Genomic DNA, 11,641 nt, shown 5'->3' with positions numbered 1-11,641 from the left:
AATTATTCACCTATGACCTTTGCCCCTTCTAATAGTTTATCTGTTAATTCAACACCTTGTTTCTCAGCTGCATCCTTGTTAACGATTAATTCTAGATTATCAGGGAAACCAACTGGGATGTCACTTGGCTTTTTGCCATTTAATATTTCTATAGCCATTTCACCTGTTTTATAACCGAGGTCATGGTATTCAAAGCCATAGGAAGAGAACGTGCCTCTTTCAACCGAATCACTTTCACCAACAAATGTAGGGATTTTTTCTTTATTAGCCACTGTGATCACTGATTCTAAAGCTGAAACGACGGTATTGTCCTTTGGAATATAAAAGACATCGGAGCGATCAACAAGTGACTCTGCTGCTTGCTTCACTTCTGAGCTAGTTGAAATTGCCGTCAACGCATATTCAAGTCCATTCTCTTCTAATGCCTTCTTCGCATTTTCTACATTAACAATTGAGTTAGCTTCCCCGTCGTTATAAATGATTCCGACCGTCTTTGCTTCAGGGACAAACTTTTTAATAGAAGCAATCGTATTTTTAATCGCATCTGGATGGGTATCAGAAGTACCAGTTACATTTGCACCCGGCTTGTCCAAGTCTTTTACAAGATCTGCGCTAATCGGATCGGTAATGGCTGTAAAAAGAACAGGTATATCCTTGGTTGATTGAACAACAGATTGAGCACTTGCTGTTGCTATTGCAAGAATTAGGTCATTGTCAGCAGTAACCAAGTTTTGAGCAATAGACATATTATTATTAGCGTCCCCTTGAGCATTCTGATAATCTAACTCTAAATTCTTTCCTTCCTCATAGCCTGCATCTTTTAAAGCAGCCATAAAACCTTCTCTTGCAGCATCTAATGAAGGGTGCTCAACAATTTGTGTAATACCAATTTTAACAACTTTTTGCTCCTTTTCATTGTCCCCACTGCCACTTGCCTCATCAGCACCTGAAGAACCACATGCACTAAGAAGCAGCATTGAACTACCAATCAAACCTGCTAATAATTTTCTCATGACCTAACTCCCCACTTATAAAATTTTTAATATTTCGATAATAACACGCTTTGTTGATTTAAAGCAATGAATTTTTTTGCATGCGTTTTCATTATAGTAATGATACTCCACACATATTGATTCCCCTTCTTTTTCATAGAAAAATCGTGGTGAATTTTTACAATTATGTGTGCTATTCTTATATCAGATACTTACATAAAGGAGTTTTTGAATGACTGAGGGCATGTTTAACTTAAAAAAGCTGAAAAAAGCTAAAATGACCTATTATGCAGTCTCCTGCTACACGGATAAGACTTCAAGTCAAGAAACATACGATACCCAATTTGCCTTTCCTGTCGGAGACCTCGATAACGTAGAAGTGACAACAGAAATACTCGATGGTGAGTCGAACGAGGGGCAACGTGTAAAACTTCACGAGATCATGAATGAAAAACAGCTGCAGTTCCCTTTTTATATCATCAATGAAATTCATGCGGAAGATATAAGTAAAGAGATCAAGCTTCTTAAAAAAGACCACCCCTTTAAGAATTTGCTTGGGACAATTTCTTTTGAGGAAATAGTTGCAGCTGAAGATCGTGCGATTTATCAGCTTCACAAGGCTGTTGCGTATAAACAGACTGTTGCTGAAACGATTGAATTTTTGAATGGGAAGTTAGCTGGACAGAAAAGCTCATAAAAATAGCCGAGCCCTTTTAGTTAAAGTCGCTCGGCTTTTTTATTAGGAGCCAACAAAATCTCCCCCGTTAACGTGGATGGTTTGACCGGTGATGTAAGAGCCGTCATCAGATGCTAAAAGGACATAAACGGGTGCTAATTCATACGGTTGCCCTGCTCTTTTCATTGGGACATCGAGACCAAATGTTTGGATTTGTTCAGGGGATTGACTGGCAGGTTGGAGTGCCGTCCAAATTGGCCCCGGTGCAACGGCATTGACACGAATGCCTTTGTCAACAACATTATTAGCCAACGCTCGTGTGAAGCTAACAATTGCACCCTTTGTTGCCGAATAATCAATGAGATCTTTTCTACCGATATAGGCATTAATTGAGGTTGTGTTAATAATGCTGGCCCCATCTTTCAAGTGAGGCATGGCTGCTTTTGTCATATAATAATACGACCGAATATTCACGTCAAAGGTTATGTTCCACTGATCTGAACTAATATTTGTAAATTCATCTTGCAAAAACTGTACAGCGATATTATTCACAAGCACATCACATCTGCCAAAGGTTTGGATGGTCTCTTCTACAATTCGTTTACAATGCGCTTCCTCCCTTTGATCACCTGGGATCAGAAGACATTTCCCACCATAATAAGCGATTGCCTGTTTCGTCTCTTCTGCATCGCGATGTTCATCATAATAGGCAATTACTAAATTCGCTCCTTCTTTAGCAAAGGCTACAGCTGCGGCTCTCCCTATCCCACTATCGCCCCCAGTTACAATTACTACTCTATCCTTTAACTTGCCGGTACCTCTATATTGCGGATTATCATATATGGGCCTTGGGACCATTTCGTATTCCATCCCTGGCTGTCTATTCTGCTTTTGTTTAGGAAAGCTAAATACAATTTCCTCACATTTTGTTTCTTTTCCGTAATTTCCTCGTTCCATAGGGCTTCCCCTCCTCTTCATCATATTATTTTAATTGAGAGAAGGTGGTGCAAACGCGAAAATACCTAGCTCATAAAAATTTTAGGTACTAACATTGAGCACTCAACTTAAGGAGCTGGAAGCTGATGGGATTGTTCGAAAGAAAGCGTATAGTCTCACAAAAAAAGCAGAAACGCTATTACCTGTTTTAGAGCAGTTATGTGAGTGGAGAGAAAAAAACCGCAATAGTTTGTAAAATAGTCCACTAAACTCTCGTAATCTATAGAACCTTAAGTAGTGAACTGTATTAAAAAAGTCTTGCTCCAATTAAACGAAAGCAAGACTCTTGTATTTTTCATCGAATTACACTTTTTCCATGATGAATTCACGCTTACGAATCATATGCACAACTAAATAAACAAGTGGTGTGATGCAAATTGAGGCAATAAATTTAAATAAATATTGCGAGAGAATCAATCCCAATAATGCGGAAGTTGGAATCGTTCCGTAAAAGGCGATCGTAATAAATATCGATGTGTCGACGATTTGACTAATCATTACAGACATATTATTTCTGAACCATAACTTCTTCTTACCATGACGCATTTTTAGTTGATGAAAAACATACACAACAATATGCTGGCTAATAAAATAAGACACAAGACTCGCAACTATTACACGAAAGCTACCACCTAAAATAGCCTGAAATGATGCCTGTTCGCCGAATACGGGAGCAGCAGGTAATTGGATGGTGATCATAATAAAGATAATCGCCAATATTTGTGTGATAAGACCAGCTTTCACCGTTTGTTTACCAGCTTCTTTCCCATATAATTCGACGATAATATCAATGATTGGGTACGTAAAAATAAAAACGACCACTGCTGCTGGAAGAATCGCTAAATCGCCAAGGCTGAATAATTTCACAGCAACTATATTAGCTAAAATAAGCAAGCCCACATAGATGCCGTTTAAATATAGAATCATCGATTATCCACTTTTTCTGGATAGAGATCATGGTTCATTAATCGATGCTCTGCCATCTTTTCGTATTTCGTTTCCGGTCGGCCATAATTGCACCACGGATCAATGCTAATACCACCACGAGGCGTAAATTTCCCCCAAACTTCAATATAACGGGGGTTCAATAAATCAATGAGGTCATTCATAATAATATTGACACAGTCCTCGTGAAAGTCGCCATGATTTCTAAAGCTAAAGAGATACAGTTTCAATGATTTACTTTCTACAATTTTTTCATCAGGGATGTAAGAGATATACATCGTAGCAAAATCCGGTTGGCCTGTGATGGGGCAAAGACTTGTGAATTCTGGACAATTAAATTTGACAAAATAATCTCTACCGCTATGTAAGCTGTCCACAGCCTCAAGTACTTCTGGTGCGTAATCTGATGGGTATTGGGTCTGTTGATTACCTAATAAAGTTAAATCCGTTAATCCTTGTTCTTCTTTTCTTCCTGACATAAAAAAAACCTCCTTGAATCAATTTCGTTCAGGGAGCTAAAACCATCTGTCAACTAAGAAACAAAAAACCACGCCCGAATATGGACATGGTTTTTTTCATGCATCCATAGTTTTTTATAGAGGGTTTAAAGCTATGAACCTCTTCTGGATATCTTCCAGTCTATTCATTTACTTTTCTCAGTTTATATAAGCTTGTGATCACTGTCAATCTTTTCTGTTAGGCGTACACTTCGTTACCATCCGATTCATCTTTAATTTCTCCAACAATTTCAGAAAGAATATCCTCCATTGTTACTAACCCGACCGTTTTGCCTTGATTATTTGTTACAAGGGCCATATGTGTACGTGTTTGCTGCATTTTCAAGAAAACCTCTTTAATGGAGATGGTTTCTTTATAGCTTGGTATCTCATGCATAAATTCTTTAAAATCTTCCTTACGTCCTGCAGCTAAACTCGTTAACATTTCCTTCGTATTAATGAATCCGATATATTCCTTCGTCTTAGATGCAACAGGGTATCTGGTATATTCATATTCATCGATGACCTTTAACATACTATCCAATGACTGATTCTTCTGCAGTGTAATCATTTCTTCTTTCGGAATCATAATATCTTTTAATTGACGACCATCAAAGGCAAAGATGTTCTCCAAATAAGCAAGTTCTGTTTGGTTGATTTCTCCACCTTCATAACTTTGTGTGACAATCAACTTCAACTCTTCTTCAGAGTGCACAGTATCATGACCAGCTGGCTCAACACCAAATCGCCTTAAAATAAACGTTGCGGAACCATTTAATAAACTAATAACTGGCTTCATAATGCGACCAAACCAATATAAAGCTGGCGCCAGTAGAAGTGTCATTTTTTCTGCATATTGAATCGCTAATGTTTTTGGTGCAAGTTCCCCAATAACGACGTGTAAGAACGAGACAATAGTCAGTGAGATAATATAAGAAAGTATTGTCGCTACAGCGGCAGATACTTCAAATTCAATAAACAAAGGTTCTAAAATCTTCTGTACAGTTGGTTCACCTAAAGCACCTAAAACAAGCGCTGTAATGGTAATACCTAGTTGGCAGGCAGATAAATAATAGTCAAGATTATGAGCTACTTTTTTAGCAAGTACTGCTTTTTTATTTCCTTCTGCGATCAATTGATCGAGTCTAGACATACGCACTTTCAATATAGCAAACTCGGCACCTACGAAAAATGCCGTAAACAAAATAAATAATGCAACTAAAAACAAGTTTAATATGATTATACTGTCCAATTATTTCCCTCTTCCTGAGGGATTCACCTCCAAGATGATTACGATGATTGAGGGGTTTCCTCTGCTATTTGATCTTCTAAATATTGATGGAACATGACTTGTTTAATTTGATAATTATCCATTTCAGCCACTTCCCACACATGATTATCGTGATGAACCTCGTCACCCTGCTCTACTACTTCAAGGTTTTTATATTGTATCCAACCAGCAATTGTGTCGATATCTTCACTATCTTCAAATGTTAGGCCAAACCGGTCTTCCAAATCAGTCAACAACACACGTCCATTGATGATATACTTTTGTTCACCTGCTGGACGGATATCCGCTACTTCATCCTCATCAAATTCATCGCGAATTTCGCCAACTAGCTCTTCAAGTACATCCTCCATCGTTAAAACACCAGAAGTTCCGCCGTACTCATCCATAACAACAGTCATATGGACTTGTTCTTGCTGCATTTTCAACAGCGCATCTTGTATACTTGTTACTTCTACAACAAATGGAACATCACGCATATATTGCTCTAACTTTACTTCCCTGCCACTCACAATGTGACTGAGCATTTTCTTCGCATTGACAACACCAATAATACGGTCTTTATCCCCATTTTCGACAACGGGATAACGCGTATAATTATGTTCATCTAAAATGGCGATCAGTTCATCTGGAGTCATATCCTTATCAATTGTCACAAGATCTGTTCTTGGAACCATGATATCTTTTGCTACTCTTTCATCAAAAGAAAAGACGTTCTCTAAATACTTCAGTTCTGTTTGATCAATTTCTCCACCTTGGAAACTTTGTGCCATAACGATTTTTAATTCTTCCTCAGTGTATGCCTTTTCTTGCGGAGCTGGCGCGACACCAAACATACGCAATAAAAGACGAGAAGCACCATTTAAAGCAAAAATAAACGGCGACATAATCTTACCGAACCAGTAGAGTGAAGGTGCAAGCATTAACGTCACTTTTTCCGAAAATTGAATAGCTAAAGTTTTCGGTGCCATCTCTCCGACTACCACGTGTAAATAAGTTACTAATGCAAAAGCAATTGCATAAGAAGCAACATCAGCAATAGTAGCAGAAATGTTTAACCAACTAAAAACAGGATACAACACAGCACTTACAGCCGGTTTACCTAATGCACCTAAACCAAGGGCTGTTACCGTAATACCAAGTTGACAAGCTGATAAATAATAATCCAGGTCCGCTGCTACTTTCTTAGCAAGAACCGCTTTTTTATTTCCTTCAGCAATTAACTGGTCAATCCTCGACATACGGAGTTTGACTACTGCGAACTCAGACGCAACGAAAAACGCCGTCAGAGCAAGTAAAATTACAAGCATTATTAAATTCGTAATGGTTATTATGTCCAATTATTTCCCTCTAACTGAGGGATTCACCTCCAAAATAGTTAACACTCATTCAATCGTTTGAAACAATCTGATAATTCTTTTTCAAGTAAGCGAAACACACGCTTTTTTTCGATTTCGGAACACTGTTGATATCGTTGTTCTACGATTTCAAGCTTCCCTTTTAAACGATTGATTTCCTCTTGGACCTCTATTACCATGGGGTCTACTCCTTGGTTATCCTGTGTATGAAGTACTCTCTGAATCTCTAGAATTGATAATCTCTCTTTCTTCAAAGCTTTAATCCTTTCTAACGTATTCAGGACATCCTCAGGATAAAGACGGTAGTTTGAAGAGGAACGTTCGACACTCAATAAATTCTTTTTTGTGTAATAATCAATCGTCCGTGATGTTAAACCGCTCAATTTCGCCACCTGACCAATTCGCAATAACGCCTTCCCAATGAAGTAACCCCCTTTCTATATTAAGTATTACGTTTCAGTTTTATTTAAAACCTATGTTTATAGGTTGAAACTTTTTAAGAAAAAACACAAACTATTACGTTATAGTTTATGAGAAAATTATATAATGGACTGTAACTGAAATCAAGTGGTAGCTTTTTCAGTCCACAACTCCCCATTCTCAATTATATTTTAACTGATAACAGCAGATATCTCAAAAAAAGAAACTTCATATTATATACCTCTCACTTGATAAAGAAAGATATGATTGATTATTTTACCTCTATGGTACTTTTCGGAGGATGATATAGAATGATAAACGGGCTGATGAGATGACGGTGCCTAAATTGTACTCAGCCGGAAATATTGCCTTGTTCTAGTGAACTCGAATCAGAATAGGCAAACTAGCTTTTGTAATAGTTGGAAACGCGGCAATTACTTTGAACCAACTACTATATTTGACTCGTTTAACAGACAAACGCTTTAAATTTTTCACCGCCCTCAGAATCCTGACTCGTTCTTGCTGGAAACGTATCAAATAGCATAGGGTTACTCTATATTTGACTCGTTTAAGAAGTAATCGCTCCAAAAATTTGGATATTCTGCAAATCTTGACTCGTTTTGGAAAGGAACGAATCAAACATTTGAACCTTCTACTATTTTTGACTCGTTTACCAGATAAACGCTTCAAATTTTTCACCGCCCTCAGAATCCTGACTCGTTCTTGCTGGAAACGTATCAAATTAAAGGGGGGTACTCTATATTTGATTCGTTTAACAAGTAAACGCTCCAAAAATTTGGACATTCTGCAAATCTTGACTCGTTTTGGAAAGGAACGAATCAAACATTTGAACCTTCTACTATTTTTGACTTGTTTAACAGACAAACGCTTCAAATTTTCCACCGCCCTCAGAATCCTGACTCGTTCTTGCTGGAAACGTATTAAATAGCATAGGGTTACTCTATATTTGATCGTTTAAGAAAGTAAACGCTCCAAAAATCGGTACGCCTAACAAATCCTGGCTGGTTGCGAATATACGGAAACACGCCAAGAATGATACAAAGTTATCTTTCCCCGATTTCTTAATTATCTTTCTCCGGTTGCTTTTGTTTTGGATTTTCCCCATAAAAAAACACCTCCATTCTTTAAATGGAAGTGTTGGTTCTTTCATATAATTTTGTCCATCATGGTCGTTGCAATAGAGAAATAAATCAGTAGGCTAAGAATATCATTTAATGTAGTAATAAAAGGGCCGGATGCAATGGCTGGATCAATTTTTAAGCGGTTGATAATGAGCGGAACAACTGCTCCAATCACTGCGGCCATACTTAATGCTAAAAATAGTGAGGCACCGACGATAAAAGCAAGCAGCCAATTTCCTTGGTAGAATAGACCGATAATACCTGTTAATACGATCATACATACGACACCGAGCATCAAACCAGTACCCAATTCCCTTTTCACTATTTGCCATACACCGTTTTTCTCTACTGATCCAGTGGCTAATCCACGGACAGCCACAGCTAATGATTGTGTCCCTGTGTTACCTGCCGTTCCCATAATCAATGGCATAAATGCAGCGAGGATGACAATTTGTTGTAAAGTTTCTTCAAAGCGACCGATGATGTTAGCGGTAATCATACCGAAAAACATCAATAAAACAATCCAAGGTGCACGTTTTTTTGCGGCACTAAAAGCCGTTAAGTTTAAATCTGTCGCCCCTTTAGAAGCAGCAAATTCTCCGAAATCATCATCTGTCTCTTCTTCTAGTACATCGATAACATCATCGACTGTAATAATACCGACAAGCTTTCCTTCTTTCCCAATGACAGGAACCGCTAGAAAATCATATTCTTTAATCAAACGTGCCACGTTTTCTTGATCTTCATTGACCGGTACAGAAACCACTTGTGTGCTCATAATATCATCAATGATTTGATTAGGCTGTGCAATAATTAAATCTCTTAAGGAAACAACCCCAGCAAGACGCTCCTCTATATCGACGACGTATAAATAGTAAATCGTCTCAGCAGCCATTGCCGTTTCTCTTAGTTCTTCAATGACTTGGGCGGCAGTGGACTCAACTGAAATGCGAATGAATTCTTTCGTCATAATGGCACCGGCCGTTCTCGGTGCATAAGTCATCAGCTCGATGACTTTATTGGCTTCTTCTTGATCCATGGATTGAAGGATATCATCTGCATTTTCTACTTCCATTTCAAGCAAGAAATCGGCAACGTCATCAGCAGACATATAATTAAACATCGCGACAGCATATTGAAAGCCTATATGAGTAAAAACCTCTGATTGATCCTCTAAGTCTAGCCCTTGGAAAATATCAGAGAACTCTTCGGGTGTCAGAAAAAGTAGTAATTGTTTTTGTAATGGCAGTTCCATTTCTTTAAACACTTCTACTTGGTCCGTCGGATGCAATTCAAGGAACGTCTCACGAAACATTTTCAAGTTACGTTCAGTGATATATTTTAATACTTGTTTTTGGTAATCTTTTTTTTGTTTTAATTTTAATAATTGGTTCATTTCGACTCCTCCATTTCGGAAGAAGAGCCTATTTATTCTGTATAAGATGAGTGGTGCAGAACAAATACCCTCCTCTTTTCTCCCTATTGATCAATTCCTGTTTACTCGACCTCGGATTGGGAATACTATCCATCCCGCACCACCTCCTTGTTTTTTTAAAATGAAAAAGCACCTCCAACTAACCGTGGAGGTGCATAAAATGCATAGAAAATACAACATGTACGCGTATTGTACAAGCAGTAATTACCCCTCCATTCGTAGAGCTTTAGCACTGTACAGCATAGGTAAATACCAGCTACATTAAAAACCACCTTATGTCGATGGTTCCTGTTGACCCATTGGCGTCTTTGGACATTTTTGGGCAGTAGCATATCTCTATACAGGAGCCTCACCTAACGAGGATTCATATGGATTGCCATGTTCACTTTACATCTAGTGTTACATTCTGTCAACACCTTTAGAAAAATTAATAAAGGTCCCCGTACAAGGGAACCTATTAGATTTAAGCATAGTAGCCAATGATGGATTTAGGTTCTAAAAATTCTTCGATACCAAAGTCTCCCCATTCACGTCCAATGCCTGATTGTTTAAAGCCGCCAAACGGTGCTGAGAAATCAGTTTTTGAATTATTGACTTGGATTTGTCCAGCGCGAATGCCTTTGGCCACTTTTTGTAATGTGTCACGATCGCCACCGTAAACGTATCCAGCTAATCCATAAATGGTATCATTAGCGATTTCGATTGCTTCATCCAAGTTATCGTATGTGAGGATACTCATTACTGGTCCAAAGATTTCTTCTTGGGCAATCGTCATATCGTTTTTCACATTTGTAAAAGCAGTGATTTTCGTATAATAACCTTTCTCCAGTCCTTCTGGTTTTCCAGGACCACCGGCAATTAATTCTGCACCTTCTTCTGATCCTTTTTTAATATACGATTGTACCCTTTCCCATTGATCTGCATCGACAAGAGGACCAACTTGAACATCTTGACTTGTTGGATCACCGACTGGGAAGTTTTCAATCACTTCTTTTACAGCCTCAACGAATTCATCATGCATTCCTTTTGGAATGAGTGTTCTTGTTGCCGCTGTACAAACTTGACCTGTATTTCCTGCGACGAGCGCAACGGCTGTTTTTGCCGCTCCTTTAATGTCTGCATCATCTAACACGATAAGTGGTGATTTTCCACCTAACTCAAGAGAAACTTTCTTGATAGTTGAAGCTGCGTTTTCCATAATTTTTTGTCCGACTTCACCAGATCCTGTAAAGGATACGAAATCAATATCAGGATGTGAACTAATGCCATTACCAATTGTTGAACCTGAACCTGTTACTAGGTTAAAGACACCTTTTGGCAAACCTGCTGCTTCAAAGATTTCCGCTAAAATCATCGCTGCAAATGGTGTATTTGATGCTGGTTTAAGCACTACGGTACTACCAGCAGCAAACGCACTTGCCAATTTAGTAGAGGTTTGATTCGTAGGGAAGTTCCATGGTGTGATGAGTCCTGCTACACCGATCGCTTCCTTGCGAACTAATGTGTTTCCTCGTTCTTCTTCAAATTTGAACGTTTTTAATTCCTCTACCGCTTGTTTAAAGTGTTGTAAACCCATTTGATAATGGACTTTATTGCTTCGCTTAACAGGAGAGCCTAGTTCTTCTGTAATCACTTCTATAATATCGTCTTTACGTTTTTCATATTCTTGACAAATTCGCTCAAGTAACTCAATTCTTTCTTCTACTGATGTTTGAGAGAATGATGGAAATGCAGCTTTGGCCGCTGCCACTGCTTTATCTAAATCTTCTTCTGTTCCTGAACTAATTTTTCCCATTACTTCTTCCGTTGCTGGATTAATGACATCATTGGTTTTAGATCCCGTTGATGTGACCCATTCGCCATTAATATAGTGCTTAGTATAATTTCGCATA

The 11,641-nt window shown here is 38.3% G+C and carries 10 protein-coding genes, 1 pseudogene and 1 riboswitch; of the genes and pseudogenes, 2 read left to right on the top strand and 9 right to left on the bottom strand.

What is annotated here, in order from left to right:
* Window positions 1-2: 2 nt before the first annotated feature.
* The gene (locus LG276_RS02980) at window positions 3-1,013 is read right to left on the bottom strand and encodes an ABC transporter substrate-binding protein (protein ID WP_251163542.1); all 1,011 of its coding nucleotides are present in this window, start codon (window positions 1,011-1,013) and stop codon (window positions 3-5) included.
* 211 nt (window positions 1,014-1,224) lie between these two features.
* Here LG276_RS02980 and LG276_RS02975 point away from each other — a divergent pair, with 211 nt between their 5' ends.
* Window positions 1,225-1,689, top strand: a complete 465-nt coding sequence (locus LG276_RS02975; RefSeq protein ID WP_251163541.1) for a hypothetical protein — start codon at window positions 1,225-1,227, stop codon at window positions 1,687-1,689.
* Window positions 1,690-1,731: 42 nt separating this feature from the next.
* Here LG276_RS02975 and LG276_RS02970 read toward each other — a convergent pair whose 3' ends face one another.
* Window positions 1,732-2,625 (bottom strand): SDR family oxidoreductase, encoded by an 894-nt coding sequence (locus LG276_RS02970; RefSeq protein WP_095370760.1) that lies wholly within the window; start codon window positions 2,623-2,625, stop codon window positions 1,732-1,734.
* A 91-nt stretch (window positions 2,626-2,716) separates the two neighbouring features.
* Here LG276_RS02970 and LG276_RS02965 point away from each other — a divergent pair.
* Window positions 2,717-2,860, top strand: a pseudogene (locus tag LG276_RS02965) (winged helix-turn-helix transcriptional regulator); the annotation flags it as partial.
* A 107-nt stretch (window positions 2,861-2,967) separates the two neighbouring features.
* Here LG276_RS02965 and LG276_RS02960 read toward each other — a convergent pair.
* From LG276_RS02960 to LG276_RS02930, 7 genes are all read right to left on the bottom strand, one after another.
* Window positions 2,968-3,591, bottom strand: a complete 624-nt coding sequence (locus tag LG276_RS02960; protein ID WP_224939150.1) for a queuosine precursor transporter — start codon at window positions 3,589-3,591, stop codon at window positions 2,968-2,970.
* On the bottom strand, window positions 3,588-4,088 hold the full coding sequence (gene queF, locus LG276_RS02955; protein ID WP_095370762.1) for a preQ(1) synthase: 501 nt from the start codon (window positions 4,086-4,088) through the stop codon (window positions 3,588-3,590). Before queF ends, LG276_RS02960 begins: the two co-directional genes overlap by 4 nt.
* A gap of 217 nt (window positions 4,089-4,305) precedes the next feature.
* The gene (locus LG276_RS02950; RefSeq protein WP_224939151.1) at window positions 4,306-5,358 is read right to left on the bottom strand and encodes a hemolysin family protein; all 1,053 of its coding nucleotides are present in this window, start codon (window positions 5,356-5,358) and stop codon (window positions 4,306-4,308) included.
* A gap of 38 nt (window positions 5,359-5,396) precedes the next feature.
* Window positions 5,397-6,734, bottom strand: a complete 1,338-nt coding sequence (locus tag LG276_RS02945) for a hemolysin family protein (RefSeq protein ID WP_224939152.1) — start codon at window positions 6,732-6,734, stop codon at window positions 5,397-5,399.
* Window positions 6,735-6,772: 38 nt separating this feature from the next.
* Window positions 6,773-7,144, bottom strand: a complete 372-nt coding sequence (locus LG276_RS02940) for a MerR family transcriptional regulator (RefSeq protein WP_224939188.1) — start codon at window positions 7,142-7,144, stop codon at window positions 6,773-6,775.
* A gap of 1,195 nt (window positions 7,145-8,339) precedes the next feature.
* Window positions 8,340-9,710 carry a magnesium transporter gene (gene mgtE / locus LG276_RS02935; RefSeq protein WP_224939153.1) on the bottom strand — a complete coding sequence of 457 codons (1,371 nt, stop codon included), beginning with the start codon at window positions 9,708-9,710 and terminating at the stop codon, window positions 8,340-8,342.
* 242 nt (window positions 9,711-9,952) lie between these two features.
* A riboswitch (M-box (ykoK) riboswitch) is annotated at window positions 9,953-10,117 on the bottom strand.
* 95 nt (window positions 10,118-10,212) lie between these two features.
* Window positions 10,213-11,640: an aldehyde dehydrogenase family protein gene (locus LG276_RS02930; RefSeq protein ID WP_404293397.1), complete on the bottom strand. Its 1,428-nt coding sequence runs from the start codon at window positions 11,638-11,640 to the stop codon at window positions 10,213-10,215.
* Window position 11,641 lies beyond the last annotated feature (1 nt).

The organism is Cytobacillus kochii, assembly GCF_044790165.1.
Classification (GTDB): Bacteria; Bacillota; Bacilli; order Bacillales; family Cytobacillaceae; genus Cytobacillus; species Cytobacillus kochii.
This window is presented reverse-complemented; position numbering and strand designations above follow the sequence as displayed.